The following is a 22,479-nucleotide window of genomic DNA, read 5'->3' as shown; positions in this document are numbered from 1 at the left end:
TATGTTTGACCCGACGATTTTTGATAATTTAAAAACGGTGGTAGAAGGAGCGATATATGATTTAGATATAAGCGATGAGCTTATTACAGTCGTGGATCGTTCTGACGTTGTCGACTTAGCGAAATTTACGCGCGCATATGCGCTTTCTTTTCAATTGCGGCATGCGCATGAAGTGACGTGCACCATTTCGCTTGCGATGACGCTTCAACATATTGCGAACGAGCTGTTATATGAAGATGTCACGCATGCAGGCTGTACGGTAACCGTTTCGTTTTCTTTTTTAGCGACAGACGTCGATGGGGATGACGTAGAACAAACGTTAAAACACATTTGGGGAGAGCACCACATCATTTTACAAACGTTGACGTATACATATGGACAAAATGAACGATACACGCATGAAGTGACGATTGATTTCGGACGCACGATTAACGAAAGCCATGTCGACGACTTATTACATATGATTCCGTACATCATTCGTTCACTTGAGCAATTACAACGATATGCCACGTAAAAATCATTGAAGGAATCAAACATTCGAAGTATGATAGAAATGAAAATGATTATAGTTATCATACTTGGAGTGTGGCGACATGAAAAAAATGCATTTTTGCAAGAAAAATAAATTTGCAACAAAAACGTTATATGCGTTTTTCAAACAAACGTTCAAACATGTAAAAATAAAACGAAAAGATTGCGTTGGCAAATGTAAAACATGCAAACATTGCCCGTTCGTTTTACTCGATGGCGAAGTTGTCAAAGCGACGACGACGGATGAATTGTATGACCGCATTGCTTATGAAATAACAAAACAATGGTGGGCGTTTCGAAAAAAATAGGAAGGAATTTTTTTATTTTTGTTTAATTCCATGTGTGAAAGGGGGGAGAACAATGTGGTCAGAAGTGAAAAACGTTTTATCTCGCATGATGTCCTCGCTCGCTTTTCACACATGGATCGAAGGAACGACAGCGACGATGGAAGACGATAAAGTCGTTATTCATTGCACGAACCCATTACAAAAAAATTGGCTTCAAACGTTATATACGTCTCACATCGAACAAGCGATTGAAAAAGTTTGCGGCAAACGACTGCCTATCCAGTTTGAAGCCCCTTATGAGCTGTCTGATGAACAATTTATGCGCATGTGGAACTACATGATCGCTCTCGAAAAACAAACGTGGAACCTCGAAGCGCGTGTGACTAAAGTAGAGAGGCGAATGGAAGAAATAGAAAAAGAAATGGCGCAACTACGTGAACGTACTGACTTCCTTGAACGATTACTCGCAACCGATGAACAACCCGTGCCGAAAACGTATATTCATTAAAAAAGGTGTTCCAGCCAGCGGAACACCTTTTCTATTAACATTTTTTGTAATGTACCGTCATACATAACTTTCCACAACAAAGCCCGTCATCAGTTCCTGTTTTAAGGCATTTAATTGATACTTTACGTAAACTATTGAATGTTTTGGAAAACGATTGTCCTTCTGTTAACGTAGCAATTAATGTATCGTTCACGCGTACCTCGACACCATCACAACTATTTTCCACTAATACCGTTACTGTTCCAAACGGTTTAATAAGATCCCTATCTGCTTCCCAAATTGTACGATCTGTACCGTCACAACGAAACTCCCAATTTTGACAAATTTCATCCGTCACGATTGGACGGTCTGGACAACATCCGCCACAGCTCATTGTATCCGCTCCTTCTCATCTTTTATTAGAAGAATGATCTTCCTCTATATACAATGCAAAAAATGAAAATGTGTATAGGATTTTGTCCTTTGTTTCGCACCTATTTTTTATTACATTTTTTCACCGTACGCCTATGCACGAATGTACATCGACACATAGTATGATATATCGAATGAAAAGGAGGGAGTGGCAGGTGGAGAAGCATTGTGTTCATGTAGAGAAAGTGTTTGATTGGGTTACGCGTTCGGTAAAATTAACGAAAAGAGAGGCGTTGACCGAACCGATTGTCGAGCACAATATTTGTGTTAACGTTTGTGCGCCATGCGGGGAAAAAACGATCGTATGGTCAGCGGAAGAACATGTGCATGCGTTTGGAACGGTGACGGTTGTATATGAACAAGGTTGCGGACAACAAATGGACGTCTTGATTAACGGAGAAATCGCATGTTCATTACAGGAAGGGGAATCCCGTTCATTGACGATGGCGCGTTTACGCGACGTGCATGTTGAATGTAAAGGAAATGGCACGTGCATCGGACGCGTATGCATTCAACTTCATCAACAACTCGATCGTCTTGGCGATTGTGAACATATTCGCTGCATATTGACTGATGCGTGCGGACAGCCGATTGAACCAGAACAAATTGCTTGTCATACGCTTGATGAACGACAGACCGTGCATGTCACGTTGCCAAACGGAAAACGGGTTGAATTACAAAAAGTATATGTTCTCGTCGAAACTTTTGTCGTATTACAATGTACACAGAAAGATGGAACGGTATGGAAGACAAAGCCGATTTCATTAGCAACGGTCGAAGACGTGTTATTATGTGCTCCAGCGGGGACGAACGTCGTCTGTGAAACGGTTGTAGCTGACTGTAAAGCGGCGCTTCTTTCGACAACGTGCCCGCAAATATTCATTTCTGTTCATCTTTGTCAACATATCCAATCGCTCGGACGGGTAAAAATTGAAATGGAAGGAACGACATGTACACCACGCGTTGAACAACAAGTAGACATATGCCCACAACATGTTCAAATACGAAGGTGTCCATTACGATAAAGAGAGCGACGCGTGAAGCGAAGCTCTCTTATCGCGTAAAGCCAAATATGCCCGAAATAAAACAACTGTTTACGACCCATGTTTCGTTTGTGGTTGTCAGACGCACAGTTCCTTTTCCGACGTCATCGACTGTAACATTTTGCACATTGTTAAATTGCCCGGTAGCTAATGTGTCGACATCTACCGTCTGTCCTTGAATACGTTGCAAAAAGCTTGTAATGGAACGTTCGCAACAATCGCACGTTTCGTCAATGGCGGGAAGAGGAATATTTTTTAGCGCATCTCCTCTCACCCCAACGACATTACAAATCGGAAAAGCGGCAGAACGTCTATTTTGTCCGCTTCCAGGAATCGTACCCGTGACGATTAAGTCATTTACGATCGTACCGACTATAAAATTATTATTTCCTTGTCCTAGTCCTGTTTGGTCGAGTGTGGCAATATCGACTTCTTTTCCGTTTAGCTGTGCTAATACATCTTTCATTCCTTCGACACAGCATGGGCATTCATTGCGTTGTGGCGGCATTGGTTTATGGCGCGTCGGTGCACAACAACATTTTTTCATTTCGTTTCCTCCTCTCTACTTTAGCGTATGAACGAGAGAGAGGAACGGTGTGGACGGGCGGTTACAAAAACGGATTGCGCCATTCCATAAGTAGCGCGTAGTTGCACGATTGGGCATCTTCTAAATAATTGGCGACGACTTTCACTGGCGTGCGACCGCAACGAAGTAAAAACGTAATGACAGGGTCTTTTAGTTTTCCTTTGATTACCTCATGTACATATTGTTCGGCCGTCATTTCACTCGCGTACAGATGATACCCCGGCATCCGACTGCCACCTAATAGTCGTTCAAGCTTTTGCTGGACGACAACTTCGTACATCGACTGCATCAGCCATTTTCCTAAGCCGAGTTTTCGATATGATGGGCGGACACCGATGTCGACGACGTATAACGTATTGCCGTTTCGGTTATGGTTGCGAATATATCCGTTATCCGTTATTTCTTCCCACGTATGATCGGCATCGCTTGGATGAAAGTTCACGATCAAACCGGTCATCGATCCGACAACTTCCCCGTCCACTTCGACACATAACGCCCCCTCTGGAAAAAGTGTGATATGATTCATAAGCTGTTCTTTATTCCACCATAATTCAGATGGGAAAGGAGGTGGAAAACTTTCTTGTTGGATGCGAATTAACGCATCGATGTCTTTTTCTTCGTAGTTACGAATGATCGCAGGAATTGGACGGTCGCCATGAAAGACGTAAAGTTGCTTTTTATACATCGTTCTCCCCCTTATGTCCAATCTGTATATAAATCCGTGCGCCGATCGCGCCATGTTGTTACCGATCCGCGTTCGCGAACGTCGTAAAGAAGCTGTAAATCAAGATCAGCCGTAATGATCATATCGTCATTTATTTCTCCTTCCGCTAAAATGCCGCGCGGTGGAAATGGAATATCGTTCGGTGTAATGATCGCTGCTTGACCGAAGTTTGCCCGCATAAAATCGACGGTTGGCAATGAGCCGACTGTGCCTGTCGTGACGACGTACACTTGGTTTTCAATGGCGCGGGCGTGGCATGTATAGCGCACGCGATGAAACCCGTGGCGGTCATCGGTGCATGACGGGCAAAAAATGACGTCTGCGCCTTTTGCGCGCGCCATGCGCACGATTTCAGGAAATTCGATATCATAACATGTTAAAATGGCAATCGTTCCTTTCGTTGTTGGAAAGACGCGCAATGTATCGCCGCCATGCATATTCCATTCGTTCACTTCCGTCGGCGTAATATGCAATTTCGCCTGTTCAGCAATCGTTCCGTCAGGATAAAATAAATGAGCGACATTATATAGCCGATCTCCTTTTTTCACGACATGCGTCCCGCCGATGATATGCATATTCGTCTGTTTCGCAAGCGTGGTAAATAGCGAGCGATATGCTTCTGTAAACGTCGGAAGCTCGTCAATCGTTAACGCTTCTTTCGTGTCATCGCCAATGGACATGAGCTGTGTCGTCATAAACTCAGGGAATAGGACAAATTCAGCCCCAAATTCTTGCGCTGTTTTTACATAATGTTCAACTTGTTTTGCGAACTGTTCAAACGATTGAATCGTATGTAAATGATATTGAACCGCACTAACGCGCATTTTCAATGAAAACACCTTCTTTTTTGTCTTTTTTCACCATTATAACGAACATTTTTTCATTTGTCTGAATTGAAGCATTGTTTGTGTAGAAAAAATGATCCATATGTTACAATAGCGCTAAAGGAGGAATGTGAGATGAACATTTACGATTTTCACGTACGCACCATTCAAGGTGAAGAACAATCATTAGCGCATTATAAAGGAAACGTATTACTCATCGTCAATACAGCAAGTAAATGTGGATTGACGCCGCAATACGAACAATTGCAACAGCTATACGACAAATATAAAGATCGTGGTTTTGTTGTGCTCGGTTTCCCATGCAATCAGTTTGGAAATCAAGAGCCGGGATCGGAAGAAGAAATTTCACAATTTTGCCAATTGAATTATCATGTAACGTTTCCGATGTTTGCAAAAGTGGACGTAAACGGTCCAAACGCCCATCCGCTGTTTGTTTACTTAACTGAGCAAGCGCCAGGTGTGTTAGGAACGAAAGCGGTGAAATGGAATTTTACAAAGTTTTTAGTGGATCGAAACGGGAAAGTGGTCGAGCGGTTTGCGCCAACCACAAAGCCGTTCGAACTAGAACAACATATTGAACAATTGCTCAGTGAAACCGTCTCTGAATGAAAAGAGACGGTTTTTTTGTTGGGCGTAATGGATATGTCTATACGAAATTTTTTTTAGTGCATATGTTGAGATAGTAGGGATTTATGTCAAATAGGAGGGGTTATATGTTCATTGAACCATGGATTGTCGATGAAACGATGCACGAATTTTTCGTACCGGACTATATTGAACAAATGGCAGAAGACGTTTTGCGCCATTACGATTTATCTGTTCAAAGTAGGCAAGTCGTCACGACGAAGCCAGATAAAGGAGGAGCCATTTGGAAACTAGAAACGAACAAAGGTCCGAAAAGTTTAAAATTGCTTCATCGCCGTCCAACGCGCAGTTTATTTAGCCTTGGAGCCCAACGATATTTAGTCGATGTGCAAAAAGCAAATGTCCCACCGATCGTACAAACAAAAGACGGAATGGATTATGTGGAGGCGGGCGGAAAACTATGGTTTGTAGCGGAGTGGATTGAACCGCTATTTCCAGTAACGAAAGATTTAGAAGGAGCAAAGCAACTTTGTTATGCGCTTGGCGAATTCCACCGCTTAAGCAAAGGATACGTTCCCCCTAAAGGGGCAGAAATCGCTTCGCGGTTATATAAATGGCCGAAAACGTATGAAAAAACGATTAGTAAAATGGACTGGTTTCGCCAATTAGCTAACGTATATAAAGAAATGCCAGCAAGCTCCATGCTATTGCAAGTTGTCGACCACTTTCAAGCTCAGGCGCGCGAAAGTTTTGCAAGACTGCAACAATCCCCGTACAATCAATTAGTTGAGCTTGGACATAGCGAGTGGGGATTAGTGCATCAAGATTACGGCTGGTCGAATGGACAAATGGGTGCGAACGGTATGTGGATTATTGATTTAGACGGTGTCGCATTTGATTTGCCGATTCGCGATTTACGAAAACTCATTTCTGGCACAATGGCCGATTTATATCGCTGGGACGTTCATTGGGTACGTGAAATGATTCGAGCGTATCATGAAGCGAATCCGATTGACGCTTCATTATATGAAGTATTCATGATCGATTTGTCACTTCCGAATGAATTTTACAAAAACTTAAAAGAAGTAGTATATGATCCAGAGCTGTTTTTAAATGAACAAACGATGCAACTTATTGAAACGATTGTTGCAACAGATGCGACAAAATGGCCAGTGCTTGCTGAAATTGAAAACGATTGGAAGGAGAACGGAAATCGATGAACATTTTAATGATTTGTACAGAAAAATTACCTGTTCCACCTGTGCTTGGAGGTGCGATTCAAACGTATATTGCGGGGATTCTCCCTCATCTTCGCCGCGCTCATCGCATTACTGTGCTAGGAGTACAACATGAAACATTGCCAAACGAAGAAACGATTGACGGCATTCACTATGTGCGTGTCCCTGGGGGAATATTTGATACGTATTGCGATCATGTCGTTCAATACGTACAAGCGCATTCGTTTGATCTGATCCACATTTTCAATAGGCCACGCCTTGTTTTACCCATTCGCCAAGTTGCTCCTCATGCAAAAATTACGCTCAGCATGCATAACGACATGTTTCAACTAGCTAAAATAAACCGTGAAGAAGCAGAACAAGTGGTGCGGCAAGTATCAGCGATTGTGACGATCAGCAACTACATCGGTCAAGTCATTCGCGAGCTATATCCAGAAGCAGAAGAAAAACTGCGGACGATTTACTCCGGCGTTGACTCCGAGCGGTTTTTGCCAGGGAGCCATCCGCATATGGCGTCGACTCGCAAACAGCTGCGCCAAGCGCACGGAATTGATCAAAAAACGGTCATTTTATATGCTGGACGTTTATCGCCAAATAAAGGGGTTGACAAACTCATTCAAGCGCTGCCGGAACTTGCGAAACGATTTAATGATTTAGCGCTCGTCATTGTCGGAAGTAAATGGTTTAGCGAAGAAGGGACAACCGATTATATCGCTTACGTTCGTTCGTTAGCGAAAAGATTGCCCGTTCCCGTTGTAGCGACGGGATTTGTACCGCCAAATGAAATTCAAAACTGGTTTGCTGCCGCTGATTTATTCGTTTGTACATCGCAATGGCAAGAGCCGCTTGCTCGTGTCCATTATGAAGCAATGGCGGCAGGGCTTCCGATTGTGACTACTGCTCGTGGTGGCAATCCTGAAGTTATTGTTCCAAATGAAAATGGTGTCGTTGTCGAAAGACCAGAAGATCCGCAAGATTTTGTGGAAAAAATGACACAAATCTTATCAAATCGCACACTAATGAAAAAAATGGGGGACAACGGACGAAAATTAGCTACGTCGCTTTATCGTTGGGAACGCGTGGCTTCTGATTTGCTACATGTGTGGCAACATGTCGAACAAACCGATCTTTCGTCTGCACAAGCTGTGGTTCCTGTTGAAGCACCGATCGAACAAGTCGTTGAAAAACCGATGCTCGAGCCAATTCCACAACGTGAAAAAGCCGCGCCAAATAAGAAAAGGAAAAAAACATTTGTATGGGCGATTACAACATAAAACTCCCACTTACGTTTGTGGGAGTTTTGGCCTTGTTTGCATATATAAATAAAAGTCATCATTTTGTTTTTCCGTTATGACATCGCGTAAAATTTGGGCGAGTACAGTGCTATATACGGTTCCGTTGTCTCCGTAAGCATAGACGAAATAACAATTCGGGAAGGAATCATATACACCAATCATCGGAAGGCCATCATGCGTCCCGCCGTAAAAGGCAGCTAAATAAAATTCAGGAACGACGTGAATATCCGGAAATAGCCGATGAAATTCTTCAATCAGTCGTTCTTTTTTATGCATAAGCTTCGCGTCACGGTCATCCGCATAAGCGGTATTTTCATCTAGTCCACCGATAATAATGCGATTATCAGCCGTTGTGCGCATATATACATACGGGCGCGCTGTTTCCCAAATGAGCGTTCGCTTATACCAACTTGAAAAATCTTCAATCCGATTTGTAATGACAGCGTACGAACTAACGAGCAACGCCTTCTTTTCTTGCTTCACTTCTAACGTTTCGTAGCCTGCGGCAAAAATGACTTTTCGTGCTCGAATAGTATATCCGTTTTTCGTATAACACGTTGCCATATGTTGTTCAAGTTTTTTTCCGTTCATTTCTGTTTCTTCAAACACGCGCACGCCGCGTTTTTTTGCATATTCCAACAGTCCTATCGTTAATTTATACGGATTGAGTTCCCCATCGCCTGTTGTATATAAAGCTGCATGTTTTTTAAACGGATAGTGTTGGCGTATTTGTTGTTCATTTAGCCAAACAACGGGATAGCCTTGCTTTTTTAATGCTTCATATTCTTTTTCAAGTTTTGCTACATCTTCGGCAACGCTCGCATAATACAAACTATCTCTCCGCTTAAATTCTGTATCAATATGTAATTGATTTGCCGTTCGTTCAAGTTCATTGACTGCTTGTTGACAAAGTGTCAAATGTCGGGCGGCATACGTTTCTCCAAAACTGTTGACAAGTTCAAAAAACATTTTATCCCCGAGACATTGAATAAGCGCCGTGTTTGTCATTGTACTCCCGTATCCCGCTTTTCGTTTGTCGATGACGACAACGTCTAAATCGGTTTCACTTAAATAATAAGCACATAACGCCCCTGATCCGCCCGCACCGACAATTAATACGTCACATTGAATATCCTCGTCTAGTGGTGGATACGAAGGAGCGTCGGGAAACGTCGTTGGCCAATATAGCTTTCCTGTTTGCAAATCCATGACGACAACCACCTTCCTTGTTTGTTTTGGTCTTTTTTAGATTGACCTGCATATGTAAAAGTATGCGACAAGAAAAACAACCTTTATATATTGACATAGCAAAACGCTTTCTTATTTTTGGAATATTTGATAAAATGAAACGACAACAGGAGTGCAAGAAGGTAGGGATGGTGTGTGAAAGTATTTCTCGACTTAATGTGGTTTTTTAAGCAAGAAAGAAAAGCGTATATGATTGGAACTATATTGCTTGCAATTGTTTCATTGCTTGAACTTGTTCCTCCAAAAGTGATTGGGCATGTTGTAGATGCTGTGAAAGCAGGGGAATTGACGAAAGAAAAGCTTATCATGTGGTTAAGTTTGCTTGCAGGTGTTGCGCTTTGTATGTATGTTTGTCGTTACGTTTGGCGGACGATGATTTTTGGATCAGCGGCAAAGCTTGCTCGCTTGTTGCGCGATCGGCTGTACAGTCACTTTACAACGATGTCTCCGGCATTTTATCAAAATCGCCGTATCGGCGATTTAATGGCACATGCGACAAATGATTTGCAAGCGATTCAACAAACTGCTGGCGTTGGCGTTTTGACGCTTGTTGATTCATTATGTATCGGAGGCTTTGTCATTGCGACGATGGCATTTACAATTAGTTGGAAACTAACGCTTATTTGTTTATTGCCGATGCCGCTTATGGCGTATTTAACGAGCTACTACGGCTCGTTGCTTCATCAACGGTTTCATCTGGCGCAAGAGGCGTTTTCTGCATTAAACGATAAAGTACAAGAAAGCATTGCTGGTATTAAAGTGATAAAAACGTTTGGACAAGAAAAAGAAGAAATTGAATCGTTTCGAATGCAATCAGATGATGTCGTCCGAAAAAATATGGCGGTTGCTCGCGTTGATTCATTGTTTGATCCAACGATTTCACTCATTGTCGGCGTGTCGTTTTTTTTAGCGATTGTTTTTGGGGCGCGTTTTGTCGTTCAAGGAGAGTTAACGATCGGGCAGCTCGTTTCATTTACGATGTATTTAGGACTTCTCATTTGGCCAATGTTGGCGTTCGGTTGGTTATTTAACATTGTAGAACGCGGTCGTGCTTCATATGACCGTGTGTTATCGTTGCTGCGTGAACAACCGGATATACAAGAAAATGACGGATTGCTTGATGAAGTACCGACAGGGGATATCACGTATGATCTTCGTTCCTTTACATATCCAAATGAAACGAAGCCAACGTTGCAAAACATTCAGTTTACGTTAAAAAAAGGAGAAACGTTAGGTATTGTTGGAAAGACAGGATCTGGAAAGACGACGCTTTTGAAAGTGTTACTGCGCGAGTTTGTTGGCATGGATGGTGATGTTTATTTTGGTGGACGTTCGATTACGCAATATCGAATCGAACGGTTGCGCGAATCGATCGGTTATGTGCCGCAAGATCATTTTCTTTTTTCTGCCTCTATTCGCGATAATATCGCCTTTGCACGACCAGAGGCAAGTCAAGAAGAGGTGGAGCATGTCGCTAAACTCGCTCACGTGCATGAGGATATTTTACAGTTTCCTGACCAATACGAAACGGTTGTTGGTGAAAGAGGTGTGTCGTTATCAGGAGGGCAAAAACAACGGCTGTCGATTGCGCGCGCATTGTTGCTTGATCCTGAAGTGCTCATTTTAGACGATTCATTATCGGCTGTCGATGCACACACAGAAGAGCGCATTTTACAGGCGTTAAAAGAAAATCGCGCCGGGAAGACGACGATGATTGCCACACATCGACTAAGCGCCGTCCAACATGCGCACCTTATTTTAGTGATGGAAAATGGAAAAATTGTTCAACGTGGTACGCATGACGAGCTCGTTGCACAAGACGGATGGTATCGCGATATGTATGCTCGTCAACAGCTCGAACAACTCGTTGAACGTGGAGGGATACAATGAATCAACAGCAAGTGTTTATGCGGCTAATGAGCTATGCTATACCGCACCGAAAATCGTTATTGTTTGCTTTTTTTCTTTTGGCGTTAACGACCGCAGGAGAAGTACTTGGTCCGATTATTGTAAAAATTTTCATTGATGATTATTTAACGCATATGACGTTTCCGTTTCAAGCGATGATCGCACTAGCAACTGCTTACGCTACGATACACATCGGAAAAGTCGTTCTTTCTTATTTTCAATTGCTAAAGTTTCAAGAAATCGCATTAAAAATTATTCAACAACTGCGCATGGATGTATTTGCAAAAGTACAATCGTTAGGGATGCGCTACTTCGATCGCACGCCAGCGGGAAGCATTGTATCGCGCGTGACTAATGATACGGAAGCGATTAAAGAGATGTTCGTTGAAGTGCTCGTCACCTTCATTCAAAGCGCTTTTTTCTTAATCGGTGTATTTGTTGCGATGTTTTTGCTCGATGTTCGCTTAGCTGCCTTTTGTTTAGTCATTTTACCGATTATTTATTTTATTATTCGTACGTATCGAAAGTATAGTTCAGTATTTTATAGCGATTTGCGTGAGCGATTAAGTCAACTGAATGCGAAGTTAAATGAATCGCTTCAAGGGATGGCAATTATTCAAGCGTTTCGTCAACAAAAGCGGATGAGGGAGCAATTTGGTGCGATTAATGAAAAACATTATATGGCGGCGATGAAAAACATTAAATTAGATAGTTTGTTGCTCCGACCGGCGACAGACGTCGTTTATGTGTTTTCGCTTATTGTCGTTTTAAGTTATTTTGGTTTTTCTTCTTTTCAAAGCCCGGTTGAAATTGGTGTGTTATACGCCTTCGTCAACTATTTAGAGCGATTTTTTGAACCGATTAATCAAATGATGATGCGCTTATCGATGTTTCAACAAGCGCTTGTTGCTTCATCGCGCGTGTTTCAATTGCTAGATGAACGGGAAGAAGAACCGAAACAAGACGAACGGCCGCTCGTTATTGAAAAGGGCACGGTTGAATTTCGTAACGTATCGTTTAGCTACGATGGAAAACGCGATGTGCTAAAAAACATTTCGTTTATTGCTCGACCAGGTGAGACAGTTGCGCTCGTCGGGCATACAGGGAGCGGGAAAAGCTCGATTGTTCAACTGCTTATGCGCTTTTACGAATTTGAACGCGGGGACATTTTCATTGACGGACAGTCTATTAAAGCGTATCCGAAAGAGGAGTTGCGAAAACATGTTGGCCTTGTGCTTCAAGACCCGTTTTTGTTTTACGGAACGGTGCGCGATAACATCCGGCTTCATAACAAAAATTTGACGAATGAACATGTTGAACAAGCGGCGAAATTTGTTCAAGCCCATTCGTTTATTGAAAAGTTGCCGAAAGGATATGATCATCCGGTGACAGAGAGAGGCACGACATTTTCAAGCGGACAACGTCAGCTCATTGCGTTTGCCCGAACGATTGCGATGAATCCGAAAATATTAGTGCTTGATGAAGCGACAGCAAATATTGATACAGAAACAGAAGAAGCCATTCAACAGGCACTTGAAAAAATGCGAAAAGGACGAACGACGATTGCGATTGCCCATCGCTTATCAACGATTCAAGATGCGGATCAAATTCTCGTCTTGCATCAAGGGGAAATTGTCGAGCGCGGCAATCATCAACAGCTGCTTGCAAAACGAGGGTTGTACTATCGTATGTACGTATTGCAAAATGGATTAACGGAAGATGCTTATGTATAAGTGAACATATTTGTTGAAACCGCCACGTTTTATGTGGCGGTTTCGTGTTCGCAATGCACGATTTCACCTAATTTCAGCACGCGCAATTGTTCGTTCGGAAGGTTTCGGCGCTCCCATTCAGCGTAAAGGCGTTCTAACGCCTCTTTCGGTGTATCGTCAGCTAGCGGAAATGTGCCATAATGCATCGGAATAAATGTTTTTGCTTGGCAATCGATAAATGCTTGTACTGCTTCTTCTGGTGTCACATGTTGAGGGCCCATAAACCACTCTGGTTCGTATGCACCAATCGGCAATAAAGCATAATCGATTCGAAAACGTTCTCCAATATCGCGAAATCCACGGAAATATCCGCTATCTCCTGCAAAATAAAACGTCGGTTTGTCTTTCGTTTCAATTACCCATCCACCCCAATGGGATGTATTTGTATCAAATAACGTCCGTTTAGACCAATGTTGTGCCGGAACGAACGTAAATGAAACATTTTGTTCGACAACCGTTTCCCACCAACAGCATTCCACAACACGCTCAAACCCTCTTTTCAGAAAGGATGAACGTAATCCGCTTGGAACGAGGATGAGAGGATTTCCTTTTAGTTGCTTTATACTTGAAAAGTGCAAATGGTCGTAGTGGCTATGGGAAATGAGTACAATATCGACAGGAGGTATGTCGTCAATCGAAAGAGCTGGATCCGTTAGTCTGCGCACCGTTCCTAACCGTTTTGCCCAAACAGGATCTGTAACAATCGTCAACCCGTTTATTTGAATAATGAATGTAGCGTGCCCTACCCATGTAAGTAACGTTTGCTCTTTATTTGTATGTAACAACGAACGATGAATATGTTCACGAGGCAAAGTATATGACCAATCTTTCTGTTTTTGTTTTCTTTCCGCATACCAACGGCGCAAATCAGCAAATGTTTTGGTTGTTGAGACCCCGTCTAAATTTTCATATCGCTTTCTCATTTTTTCTCCTCCAAAAACGATGTTTCACTCAAATATTACAATCTGTTATATATTATATTTTGTTGTTATATAACATAATTTCGTTATTTTTTTTGTTTGTATTAATAAAAAATATGTCTATGTTTGATTTTTGTCACATCCCTTTTTTGAAATTTTTTATAAAATAAAGACCGACAGATGCACGAGGGGGGATACGATGTCTATTTTACCAAAAACAAATGAATTAGGGTTTTTTGAAATACGTTTGGAATCTATCGGGGGATTAGGAGCAAATTTAGCAGGTAAAATGCTGGCGGAAGTCGGGGCGCTCGGACACGGCTTAAATGCTGCCAACTTTTCAACGTACGGTTCTGAAAAGAAAGGATCGCCTGTGAAAAGTTATGTTCGTTTTTGCGATGAGCATGTACATATTCGCGATCATAGTCCGATTGAACAACCGCACGTCATTGGAATTTTCCATGAAGCCCTTTATAAAATGGTTGATGTCGTTAGCGGATTGCGGCCAGATGGCATTGTGCTCGTCAATTCTGTGAGAAGCGCTGAACATATTCGCCGCGATTTGCGTTTGTCATACGGAACGCTTGCTGTTGTTGATGCGCTCGGCATTGCAGTAGAGGAAAAAACAAAAGTGAATACCGCCATGCTTGGCGCACTATTTCGCATTTGTCATTTCCTTGATCCTGAAAAAATGAAGCAAGTGATTCGCAAAACGTTTGAAAAAAAATATCCGCATCTTGTTGAGGCAAACATTCGTACATTTGAACGAGGGTATGAAGAAGTTCGTTTTTATGAGAGTGAAAAACCTTCCGTAGAAGAAGGAAAACCGTTTTCTCGTCCGTACCCTTTGTTTGGGTATGAAACGCAAACGATCGGTGGAGTAATTGTAACGAACGGAAATAGCGTATTGAAAGATTTGAGTGGCTCACGGCAAGGATTTTTGCCGAAATGGGAGGAGAAAGACTGTATTCACTGTGCAGCATGTGATACGGTTTGTCCAGATTTTTGCTTCGTTTGGGAAGAAGGAGAAGATCGGAAAGGTAGAAAACAAATGTTTTTGAAAGGCATTGATTATCAATATTGTAAAGGCTGTTTGAAATGTGTGGAAGCATGTCCAACGAACGCATTAACGCAATATCGTGAACAAATAGGTTTTGCGGAAGCTCATACGGTAAAACGAATGAGCGTGTGAAAGGAGGAAAATACACATGATAGAGCAAGTGACAACATTTGAGTCAGGAAATGAAATGGCCGCTCTTGCTGCTGCGCAAATTAATTATCATCTGATGGGGTATTTTCCAATTACACCGTCAACAGAAATTGCTCAGTTATTAGATCAAATGAAAGCGCGCGGGGAACATGATATTGTACTTATTCCTGCCGATGGAGAACACGGATCCGCAGGAATTTGTTATGGTGCAGCAGTCATGGGCGCTCGCGTATTAAATGCCACAAGTGCCAATGGTCTCATGTATATGTTAGAACAGTTGCCTGTTCAATCGGGTACGCGCTTTCCGATGGTTATGAATTTAGTGACGCGTTCGATTAGTGGGCCGTTAGATATTCGCGGAGATCATTCGGATTTATATTTTGCTTTAAATACAGGTTGGGTCATTTTAACAGCACGCACCCCACAAGCAGTATATGATATGAATATTATGGCTTTAAAAATTGCCGAGCATGAAGATGTGCGTTTGCCAGTCATCGTGGCATATGACGGATTTTTCACGTCGCATCAAAAACGAAAAGTTCAATATTTTAAAGATCGTCAAGTTGTTCAAGCTTTTATCGGTGAACGTCCGACTCATTTTCCAAACGCATCTGATCCACGTAAACCGGTAACGATTGGTGCGCATATGAACGGTGACGATTTAATTAACAATCATTATCAGCAATCAGAAGCGTTATATCGGGCAGCTCATGTGTTTCAACAAGTGGCAAAAGAATATGCGCAATGGTCAGGACGAGAATATCCTCTCCTTGATTTATATAAAATGGAAGATGCCGAAGTGGCGTTATTTTTAATTAATTCAGCAGCTGAAACAGCAAAAGATGTTGTCGATCAGTTGCGGGCAAAAGGAATAAAAGCCGGTGTCATTAGCCCAAATATCATTCGTCCGTTTCCGAGTGAGGCGATTCGCCAAGCGTGTAAACATGTAAAAGTTCTTCTTGTTGGTGAGCGTGCTGACTCATATGGGGCGCACGGAGGAAATATGACGCATGAAATCAAATCAGCGTTAAAAGAAGATCCATATAATCAAACGATTGTTTTAACGCGCATTTTTGGACTTGGTGGAAAAGATTTTTATCCAGATGATGCAAAGGAATTTTTTAACATCGCGTTACGAACATTAGACAAAGGATTTGCGGAAAAGCCATTTGATTATTTTGGGCATATGCCAGGAGATCCACAACAGAAATGGGAACAAGTCATCGAGCCTATGTATGGCGACGCATTTAAGACAGGGCTCATTCAAGTGATTGAAGATAAAGAGACAAAAAGATTAAAAGTGAAACTTCCTCCGCTTCGAGCGTTAACAGCTAAGCCGAAACGATTAGCCCCTGGTCACGGAGCATGTCCGGGATGTGGGATTTTCCCAGCTCTCGAGCTGTTTTTTAAAGGAATTGAAGGGGATGTTGTCGTTTTATTTCAAACAGGCTGTGCTTACGTGGTGACAACAGCTTATCCGTATAGCTCGCATAAGCAAACAATGATTCATAACTTGTTCCAAAATGGTCCAGCCACATTATCAGGAGCGGTAGAAGCCTTTTTTGAAATGAAACGCCGTGGAGACATTCAAGTTTCTGACGATGTAACATTTGTTATGATTACAGGCGACGGCGGAATGGATATTGGGATGGGATCGGCAATTGGTACAGCGCTTCGCAATCATAAACTGATTATGCTAGAGTACGATAATGAAGGATATATGAATACAGGTTCACAAATGTCGTATTCGACGCCGATTGGACATATGACTAGTACAACGGGTGTCGGAAAAACGCAGAACGGAAAAGCGTTCCATCATAAAGATACGCCGCAAATTATGGCAGCTACAAACATTCCGTACGTATTCACAGCAACAGAAGCATTTCCGCAAGATTTAATTAAAAAAGCGGCGAAAGCACAATGGTATGCACAACATGAAGGAACAGCATACGGTAAATTACTTATTACATGTCCGTTAAACTGGAAATCAGAAGAACGATACGGAGAAAAAATAATGAAAGCAGCAGTAGATTCATGTTTCTTCCCGTTATATGAAGTAGAGCGTGGGAAAACGACAATTACGTACGATCCAGAAGAAAAAAATAAACGTGTGCCGTTGCAAGAATGGTTGAAATACATGGGTAAGGCAAAGCATTTATTAAAAGAAGAAAATCGCGAACTATTCGCTTCTTTTGAACAAGAAGTAGAGCGAAGATGGCATCGTTTAAAAGCGATGCATGAACATCCGTATTTATAAAGGATTGATGAAAAATGGAACTGGGCATAACATGTGCTCAGTTCTATTTTTTTATTTTTAACATGGACTATAATAGATGTATGAAGAAGATGGAATATGGCCGCGTCATGATGAACAATAGATGAATACATTATAGTAAAAAAATGATTGGAGAGAAGAACGGTGGAAGATGTTATCCTTCAACACGCGGAGCAGTTGAAGCGGTGGGAAGAAGCACAAAAAGATATTTTTCAAGAATTGATTGAAAATCAACAAAAAATTCAGCAACAAAACGCTTTATATTATAACGAAAATGAAGAGGCGCGCATTATTGAACGATATTATGAGCATATAGATGATCGAATGGAAGGAAAGTTGTTATTTCAAGCGTATCACGATTTAATGAAACGGACGCATATACGCCGCATCCCGTATTTTTTAAGCAAAGATTACTATTTATACACATGGGTCGATTTGCAGCCAGACGGAACAGTAAAAAGCATTTATTCGGGGAAAAAGAAAGATCCGCGCACGGTGATTTTACAAGACTATGAAACCATCCAAAAGCGATATGAACAATTTGTCCAACTTGTAAAAAAGGCAAAAAAAGGAGAGCTCGATTTTGAGCAAAAAATGAAAATGGTTGACCAACAATTGAAATTTAATGCAGAACATGTTGTGCCACAATCGTGGTTTGGGGCAAAGGAACCGATGAAAGGGGATTTGCATCACTTATTTGTCTGTGAACCGCGATGCAATTCTATTCGCTCGAATTTTCCGTATGCGGATTTTCCGTTTTATGAGCCAGAGTCTCCTAATGAAATCATTCAAAACGATTGTGGCGTGGCATACGGGGAACATTTTGAACCTGAACACGGAAAAGGGGCGGTGGCGCGAGCGATGTTATACTTTCTTGTTCGTTATCCACGAGCAATTAAACAGCCTTTTATTGATCAAGTCTATATTCCGCTACTTGTTCAATGGCATAAACAATTTCCTGTTACAACATATGAGAGGCATAGAAATGCGGCAATTTTTCGAATTCAAGGAAATCGCAATCCATTTATCGATAAACCAAATGTTGTTGATCAACTTTATTTTTTGATTGGGCGTAAAAATAGATAGGCGTTCGCACACATCATCCTCTTTTTCATATGCTGTATTACAGTTTATGAAAAGGGGAAGAGAACGATGGGTGTAGAGCTAACAGCGTTACATTGGATTTACGTCTCGTTTATTTGTATCATTATCGCGTTGATGGTTTGGCGCAAAGATACATCTTTAGTTTGCATGGTGGGCATCTTTTTGTTAGCGATTACAGCAACAGGTTCGTTGCCGCTTTCTATTAGCACCATCTTTAAAAGTTTTATTTATGCTATAACTGAACTTCTTCCAACCATTCTTGTCATCTCGATTATCGTATCGATGAGTAAGCTTCTTACGATCACAGGAATGAATGAAGTGATGATCGCGCCGTTTGCGAAATTGATTCGGACGCCTTCGTTAGCTTATTGGACGATAGGAATATTAATGATGATGATTTCTTGGTTTTTTTGGCCGTCGCCTGCGGTGGCATTGCTTGGGGCGGTATTATTACCGGTTGCTGTTCGTGTCGGATTGCCTGCATTAGGGGTGGCTAAAGCCATCAAAAGAAACTTTTTTAACGTAAATGTACTTCCTTAATTATGACAGATGGAGTTTTACCGCGTCCTCGGAAATAATCACTCGGAACATCGACCACGATGGTTTCGAATAACTCATTGATAAAACTTTTCTTTTCATAGTCATTAGCAGTCTCCCATAACGCTGGGATATTTTGCACTATGCTAAGAACGGATTCTAAATCTAACGTAACTGCTTTTTTGCTTAGTTGTTCAAGTTGTTCTTTTATCAGTGTTTCACTTTTTGAGTCCTCAGTCGTCATTTCTTTATACTCTTCTTGTGTAATCGTGCCGTTTCCTAACGCTAATAACCAGTTTCTTTTTCTCGTTTTGATTGCTGCTAATTCCTTTTCAAGTTCGGCAATTAACACTGTATGATCTTCGTTTTCCGTTTGGATTTCTATATTTCGTATTAGATTTAAAAACTTGTTCGGATCGCTTGGAGATAGACTTTCTAGAAATACTTGTGTTAATGCACGCTCTGTAAACATCGGAAGGTCGCATGTACCTTTATTCTTTTTGGCAATACAGATATAATGTTTTGACCCTCTCTTTTTTTTATAATAGCCAGACAGCGCTGAACCACAACGAGCACATCTCAATACCCCACTGAAAGGATAAGGTGACGTTGCTTTTTTTCCTTCCTGAGTTCTTTGCTTACGGAGTATTTGAGCTTTTTCAAAGGTCTCAATATCAACGATTGGTGGATGAGTAATGTCATCGGAAATAATTTCATTCATTTTTGAATTTTTCCCCCAGCGAAGTTTTCCGCAATAAACCGGATTTTCGAGCATTCGTGATACTGTACGAATATCCTTGTCTACACCGAATTGCTGCAAGTATAGAACAATCTGACGAATGCCTTTTCCAGCAATGTACATACGAAACATTTCACGTACTAAACGAGCTTCTTCTTCGTTTATAACCAACTTCCCATCCTCAATGTTGTATCCAAAAGGAGCCTTACCACCATTACGCTCTCCTAATGTTGCCTTTTTTGTCATGTTGATGATTACGCGTTCAGAAATCGTTTCTCGTTCCCATTGAGCAATTGCAGCAACGAGCGTAATCAAGAAGCGACCCATCGCTGTTGTTGTATCAAAAGGCTCTGTCACGGAGCGAATTCCGATGTTGTGTTTATCGAAAAGTTTTAATAATTTGTCTAAGTCACCGACAGACCGCACAAGCCGATCTAGCTTATAAAATACAACGACATCGAATTTTTTTTCTTTCGTATCTTCGATGAGGCGTTGCATCGCTGGTCGTTTTAAATCTTTTGCACTGTATCCGTCATCGATGTAAAAATCGTAAATTTCCCATCTTTGCGACTTAACAAAATTAATGACGGAGTCTTTTTGAGATTCGATGCTGTATCCTTCTTTTGCTTGCTCGTCTGTACTGACTCGAGCATAAATAGCGACTTTCATTTGGTTTCTCCTTTCTATAGAAAAATAGTTAATTAACCCCTATAATGAAAGGGAAAAATATTTATAGGGGGAGATTCTTTTGAAAAAGGCTTTAAAAATCATATTATTTATCATCTTGGCACCAGCAATTTTATTTGCTGTTCTAGGGTTGTTTTCTCTATTTTATACAGCAAAAGAAGGAATTAAAGATGTAACCACATCATCAAACAAACCAAAACTCACACTCGAACAACAAATGGTCAAAGAAGCAGATGAATTCATCGTTAAACACAAGCAACTAGATATCAAAACGTTTGAAAAAGAAATTGTTTCGTTCTTAACTCAAACAATTTCTACGGATGGTGAATTTTTTTTGATACCATCAAGTAACTACAAAGGTAATTTTATTGCTTCATATGACAATTTTGAAATAAAAAAAATGAACTTTAAACAAGCTACGGAAGACGGGTATAAATTTACATATTTTATTCATCGATTCAGCAATCATTACAAACTACCGATCATCGCTAGCTCTTTTAATGTTGTCGACATGAACATAACACCAAATCAACAGGTACTGTTTTCTTTCGGCGTGGACGTAGCCAAAAAAGCGCCTAAAGGAGCATTCGATAAATCCCCTCTTCTTTTAAAAGATTTTATCGACTTTATGAACGAAAACACAGATCCTGGCATTGACGTAAATGGAAAAACAAATTATAAACTACGCTGCATGTTTCGCGCTCATTAGAAAGAGCAACCATTTGCGTTGCTCTTTTAATTTTTCAATTTTCTCTTTAAATGAATTACTTCTTTTGGTACACCATACGTTGTTGCAACCTCATATATGGTCATATCGGTATTTCGATATGTATGAATGCAATCGTCTGGAATAAGCAATTCCACCGCAAATTCATTCGCTTCGCGCTCTACCTTGTCCATACAGAAAAGTGTGTTTTTTCGCAAAAATGACGTGCTAAGTTCAGGATGCAACACCGCATGTCCCAGCTCATGCGCGCAAACGAAGCGTTGTGTAGTTTCCTCTAACTCTGAATTAATGTGGATGATTTTTATTCTTTTAAAACTGTGATGATAGCCGTATATCCCACCCAATGGTTCAAACAACAGCACAATTCCTTTCTGTGATGCAATCTCAAAGGGGTTATTTGTGCCATGCTTTTTGACTAATTTTTCTACTATCTGTTTTATCTGATTAGCCATCCAGCGCTCCCCCTGAAAAACTTAATCTTTTCTATGTTTCTTTGGAGTGAATTTCTCTTTAGCAATTCGTTTCGCAAGTCGAAGGGAATTTTCAAGCGAAGCAATTAACAGTTCCCGATCTTCTTCGTCGAGTTCATCGATGTCCATTCCGCCGAATGCGGCAAAGCCGTTTTTACTGCTCAATCCCTCAATAATTTTTTCGAGTTCTCTTTGAATGTTCCGTTCTTCTCTTTCAGTTAATTCAGGAAGCGATGAGGAAGGGTTATCGGTTCTGCCAAGAAGATAATCAGTTGATACATTAAAGAAGTCAGCCAACTCAGAGAGAGTCGATGATTTAACCTCTCTTTTGCCTACTTCCCACATTGCAACGGTCGAAGGCGAGACGTTGATTTTCTTTGCAAATTCCTCTTGTGAAAGCCCTCTTTTCTTCCGTAATAACGCAATTCTTTTGCCGACTACCTTGTTATCCAATTCAATCACTCTCCTTATCAATCAATTATACTTACAACTAGTGAGTGAATAAATAATTCTCACAAAAAGTGAAAATTCCTATTGACTACTCACTTAAAGTGTGTAAAAATTTAATTAGTCACAGAAAGTGAGGTGATGAGATTGAACGAGGAGTTGATTAAGGCTAGAAAAGCATTGGGATTGTCACAGGCAAAAGCGGCAAAAAAAATCGGTATATCTCCCGGGATGCTCGCGATGTTAGAAACAGGGAAGAGAAGAGGGAGCGACCGAACAAAGATTAAGATTGCCATGTTTTATAAAAAGAGTGTGGAAGAACTTTTTTTTAAACACAATCTCACTATAAGTGAGATTAAGAGCGAAAATGCAGGATAAACTC

The 22,479-nt window shown here is 41.2% G+C and carries 23 protein-coding genes and 1 pseudogene; 15 read left to right on the top strand and 9 right to left on the bottom strand.

Features of this window, described 5'->3' with window-relative positions; translation table 11 throughout:
- The first annotated feature begins 1 nt into the window (after position 1).
- The 3 genes from HNQ82_RS06185 to HNQ82_RS06175 all read left to right on the top strand — a co-directional run bounded on the left by HNQ82_RS06185 (position 2) and on the right by HNQ82_RS06175 (position 1,326).
- A complete protein-coding gene (locus HNQ82_RS06185) occupies positions 2-514 on the top strand; it encodes a hypothetical protein (protein ID WP_183248075.1) in 513 nt (170 codons plus the stop codon).
- A 79-nt stretch (positions 515-593) separates the two neighbouring features.
- On the top strand, positions 594-839 hold the full coding sequence (locus tag HNQ82_RS06180) for a YuzB family protein (RefSeq protein ID WP_055441243.1): 246 nt from the start codon (positions 594-596) through the stop codon (positions 837-839).
- A gap of 52 nt (positions 840-891) precedes the next feature.
- Complete coding sequence (locus HNQ82_RS06175) at positions 892-1,326, top strand: DnaA N-terminal domain-containing protein (protein ID WP_183242367.1); 435 nt, start codon at positions 892-894, stop codon at positions 1,324-1,326.
- A gap of 34 nt (positions 1,327-1,360) precedes the next feature.
- On the opposite strand, the gene HNQ82_RS06170 is transcribed toward HNQ82_RS06175, so the two are convergent.
- The gene (locus tag HNQ82_RS06170; protein ID WP_183248073.1) at positions 1,361-1,699 is read right to left on the bottom strand and encodes a DUF3992 domain-containing protein; all 339 of its coding nucleotides are present in this window, start codon (positions 1,697-1,699) and stop codon (positions 1,361-1,363) included.
- A gap of 193 nt (positions 1,700-1,892) precedes the next feature.
- On the opposite strand from HNQ82_RS06170, the gene HNQ82_RS06165 reads away from it, so the two are divergent.
- Positions 1,893-2,762 carry a BMQ_0737 family morphogenetic spore coat protein gene (locus tag HNQ82_RS06165; protein ID WP_343053429.1) on the top strand — a complete coding sequence of 290 codons (870 nt, stop codon included), beginning with the start codon at positions 1,893-1,895 and terminating at the stop codon, positions 2,760-2,762.
- 28 nt (positions 2,763-2,790) lie between these two features.
- Here the strand turns inward: HNQ82_RS06165 and HNQ82_RS06160 are convergent, their stop codons facing one another.
- From HNQ82_RS06160 to HNQ82_RS06150, 3 genes are all read right to left on the bottom strand, one after another.
- Positions 2,791-3,327: a hypothetical protein gene (locus HNQ82_RS06160; RefSeq protein WP_183248071.1), complete on the bottom strand. Its 537-nt coding sequence runs from the start codon at positions 3,325-3,327 to the stop codon at positions 2,791-2,793.
- A 61-nt stretch (positions 3,328-3,388) separates the two neighbouring features.
- Positions 3,389-4,051, bottom strand: coding sequence for a GNAT family N-acetyltransferase (locus HNQ82_RS06155; protein WP_094240981.1), 663 nt, complete (start codon positions 4,049-4,051; stop codon positions 3,389-3,391).
- A gap of 11 nt (positions 4,052-4,062) precedes the next feature.
- Positions 4,063-4,920 (bottom strand): carbon-nitrogen hydrolase family protein, encoded by an 858-nt coding sequence (locus tag HNQ82_RS06150; protein WP_183242373.1) that lies wholly within the window; start codon positions 4,918-4,920, stop codon positions 4,063-4,065.
- A gap of 129 nt (positions 4,921-5,049) precedes the next feature.
- On the opposite strand from HNQ82_RS06150, the gene HNQ82_RS06145 reads away from it, so the two are divergent.
- The 3 genes from HNQ82_RS06145 to HNQ82_RS06135 all read left to right on the top strand — a co-directional run bounded on the left by HNQ82_RS06145 (position 5,050) and on the right by HNQ82_RS06135 (position 8,032).
- A complete protein-coding gene (locus HNQ82_RS06145; RefSeq protein ID WP_183242374.1) occupies positions 5,050-5,544 on the top strand; it encodes a glutathione peroxidase in 495 nt (164 codons plus the stop codon).
- 104 nt (positions 5,545-5,648) lie between these two features.
- Positions 5,649-6,740: a CotS family spore coat protein gene (locus HNQ82_RS06140; RefSeq protein WP_183248069.1), complete on the top strand. Its 1,092-nt coding sequence runs from the start codon at positions 5,649-5,651 to the stop codon at positions 6,738-6,740.
- Positions 6,737-8,032 (top strand): glycosyltransferase family 4 protein, encoded by a 1,296-nt coding sequence (locus HNQ82_RS06135; RefSeq protein ID WP_183242378.1) that lies wholly within the window; start codon positions 6,737-6,739, stop codon positions 8,030-8,032. Before HNQ82_RS06140 ends, HNQ82_RS06135 begins: the two co-directional genes overlap by 4 nt.
- Before the next feature lie 9 nt (positions 8,033-8,041).
- On the opposite strand, the gene HNQ82_RS06130 is transcribed toward HNQ82_RS06135, so the two are convergent.
- Entirely contained in the window at positions 8,042-9,262 is a 1,221-nt protein-coding gene (locus tag HNQ82_RS06130) for an NAD(P)/FAD-dependent oxidoreductase (protein WP_183242380.1), read from the bottom strand.
- A gap of 174 nt (positions 9,263-9,436) precedes the next feature.
- Here HNQ82_RS06130 and HNQ82_RS06125 point away from each other — a divergent pair, with 174 nt between their 5' ends.
- Positions 9,437-11,191, top strand: coding sequence for an ABC transporter transmembrane domain-containing protein (locus tag HNQ82_RS06125; RefSeq protein WP_183248067.1), 1,755 nt, complete (start codon positions 9,437-9,439; stop codon positions 11,189-11,191).
- Positions 11,188-12,942, top strand: a complete 1,755-nt coding sequence (locus HNQ82_RS06120) for an ABC transporter ATP-binding protein (protein ID WP_183248065.1) — start codon at positions 11,188-11,190, stop codon at positions 12,940-12,942. Before HNQ82_RS06125 ends, HNQ82_RS06120 begins: the two co-directional genes overlap by 4 nt.
- Before the next feature lie 29 nt (positions 12,943-12,971).
- Here HNQ82_RS06120 and HNQ82_RS06115 read toward each other — a convergent pair whose 3' ends face one another.
- Positions 12,972-13,904, bottom strand: coding sequence for an MBL fold metallo-hydrolase (locus tag HNQ82_RS06115; RefSeq protein WP_183248062.1), 933 nt, complete (start codon positions 13,902-13,904; stop codon positions 12,972-12,974).
- Positions 13,905-14,100: 196 nt separating this feature from the next.
- Here HNQ82_RS06115 and HNQ82_RS06110 point away from each other — a divergent pair, with 196 nt between their 5' ends.
- From HNQ82_RS06110 to HNQ82_RS06095, 4 genes and pseudogenes are all read left to right on the top strand, one after another.
- Entirely contained in the window at positions 14,101-15,093 is a 993-nt protein-coding gene (locus HNQ82_RS06110; protein WP_183248060.1) for a 2-oxoacid:acceptor oxidoreductase family protein, read from the top strand.
- 16 nt (positions 15,094-15,109) lie between these two features.
- Positions 15,110-17,368 carry a thiamine pyrophosphate-dependent enzyme gene (locus HNQ82_RS06105; protein ID WP_183248058.1) on the top strand — a complete coding sequence of 753 codons (2,259 nt, stop codon included), beginning with the start codon at positions 15,110-15,112 and terminating at the stop codon, positions 17,366-17,368.
- A 162-nt stretch (positions 17,369-17,530) separates the two neighbouring features.
- Complete coding sequence (locus HNQ82_RS06100) at positions 17,531-18,472, top strand: endonuclease (RefSeq protein ID WP_183248056.1); 942 nt, start codon at positions 17,531-17,533, stop codon at positions 18,470-18,472.
- Positions 18,473-18,538: 66 nt separating this feature from the next.
- A pseudogene (locus tag HNQ82_RS06095) lies at positions 18,539-18,994 on the top strand (hypothetical protein); the annotation flags it as partial.
- Positions 18,995-19,007: 13 nt separating this feature from the next.
- On the opposite strand, the gene HNQ82_RS06090 reads toward HNQ82_RS06095, so the two are convergent.
- The gene (locus HNQ82_RS06090; RefSeq protein WP_183248054.1) at positions 19,008-20,435 is read right to left on the bottom strand and encodes a recombinase family protein; all 1,428 of its coding nucleotides are present in this window, start codon (positions 20,433-20,435) and stop codon (positions 19,008-19,010) included.
- Positions 20,436-20,514: 79 nt separating this feature from the next.
- On the opposite strand from HNQ82_RS06090, the gene HNQ82_RS06085 reads away from it, so the two are divergent.
- Positions 20,515-21,162 (top strand): hypothetical protein, encoded by a 648-nt coding sequence (locus tag HNQ82_RS06085; RefSeq protein WP_183248051.1) that lies wholly within the window; start codon positions 20,515-20,517, stop codon positions 21,160-21,162.
- A gap of 26 nt (positions 21,163-21,188) precedes the next feature.
- Here HNQ82_RS06085 and HNQ82_RS06080 read toward each other — a convergent pair whose 3' ends face one another.
- Positions 21,189-21,632, bottom strand: coding sequence for an ImmA/IrrE family metallo-endopeptidase (locus tag HNQ82_RS06080; protein ID WP_183248049.1), 444 nt, complete (start codon positions 21,630-21,632; stop codon positions 21,189-21,191).
- Between the two features lie 21 nt (positions 21,633-21,653).
- A complete protein-coding gene (locus HNQ82_RS06075) occupies positions 21,654-22,103 on the bottom strand; it encodes a helix-turn-helix domain-containing protein (protein WP_183248046.1) in 450 nt (149 codons plus the stop codon).
- 141 nt (positions 22,104-22,244) lie between these two features.
- On the opposite strand from HNQ82_RS06075, the gene HNQ82_RS06070 reads away from it, so the two are divergent.
- Positions 22,245-22,475 carry a helix-turn-helix transcriptional regulator gene (locus tag HNQ82_RS06070; protein ID WP_221261056.1) on the top strand — a complete coding sequence of 77 codons (231 nt, stop codon included), beginning with the start codon at positions 22,245-22,247 and terminating at the stop codon, positions 22,473-22,475.
- Positions 22,476-22,479 lie beyond the last annotated feature (4 nt).

The organism is Anoxybacillus tengchongensis (assembly GCF_014201585.1).
Classification (GTDB): domain Bacteria; phylum Bacillota; class Bacilli; order Bacillales; family Anoxybacillaceae; genus Anoxybacillus; species Anoxybacillus tengchongensis.
Note: the sequence above shows the minus strand (reverse complement) of the source record. Positions and strands in the feature narration are given on the sequence as shown.

Coding starts and splice junctions, on each gene's coding strand:
- HNQ82_RS06185 (WP_183248075.1), top strand. CDS start 2: ATGTTTGACCCGACGATTTTTGATAATTTAAAAACGGTGGTAGAAGGA.
- HNQ82_RS06180 (WP_055441243.1), top strand. CDS start 594: ATGAAAAAAATGCATTTTTGCAAGAAAAATAAATTTGCAACAAAAACG.
- HNQ82_RS06175 (WP_183242367.1), top strand. CDS start 892: ATGTGGTCAGAAGTGAAAAACGTTTTATCTCGCATGATGTCCTCGCTC.
- HNQ82_RS06170 (WP_183248073.1), bottom strand. CDS start 1,699: ATGAGCTGTGGCGGATGTTGTCCAGACCGTCCAATCGTGACGGATGAA.
- HNQ82_RS06160 (WP_183248071.1), bottom strand. CDS start 3,327: ATGAAAAAATGTTGTTGTGCACCGACGCGCCATAAACCAATGCCGCCA.
- HNQ82_RS06155 (WP_094240981.1), bottom strand. CDS start 4,051: ATGTATAAAAAGCAACTTTACGTCTTTCATGGCGACCGTCCAATTCCT.
- HNQ82_RS06145 (WP_183242374.1), top strand. CDS start 5,050: ATGAACATTTACGATTTTCACGTACGCACCATTCAAGGTGAAGAACAA.
- HNQ82_RS06140 (WP_183248069.1), top strand. CDS start 5,649: ATGTTCATTGAACCATGGATTGTCGATGAAACGATGCACGAATTTTTC.
- HNQ82_RS06135 (WP_183242378.1), top strand. CDS start 6,737: ATGAACATTTTAATGATTTGTACAGAAAAATTACCTGTTCCACCTGTG.
- HNQ82_RS06130 (WP_183242380.1), bottom strand. CDS start 9,262: ATGGATTTGCAAACAGGAAAGCTATATTGGCCAACGACGTTTCCCGAC.
- HNQ82_RS06120 (WP_183248065.1), top strand. CDS start 11,188: ATGAATCAACAGCAAGTGTTTATGCGGCTAATGAGCTATGCTATACCG.
- HNQ82_RS06115 (WP_183248062.1), bottom strand. CDS start 13,904: ATGAGAAAGCGATATGAAAATTTAGACGGGGTCTCAACAACCAAAACA.
- HNQ82_RS06110 (WP_183248060.1), top strand. CDS start 14,101: ATGTCTATTTTACCAAAAACAAATGAATTAGGGTTTTTTGAAATACGT.
- HNQ82_RS06105 (WP_183248058.1), top strand. CDS start 15,110: ATGATAGAGCAAGTGACAACATTTGAGTCAGGAAATGAAATGGCCGCT.
- HNQ82_RS06090 (WP_183248054.1), bottom strand. CDS start 20,435: ATGAAAGTCGCTATTTATGCTCGAGTCAGTACAGACGAGCAAGCAAAA.
- HNQ82_RS06080 (WP_183248049.1), bottom strand. CDS start 21,632: ATGGCTAATCAGATAAAACAGATAGTAGAAAAATTAGTCAAAAAGCAT.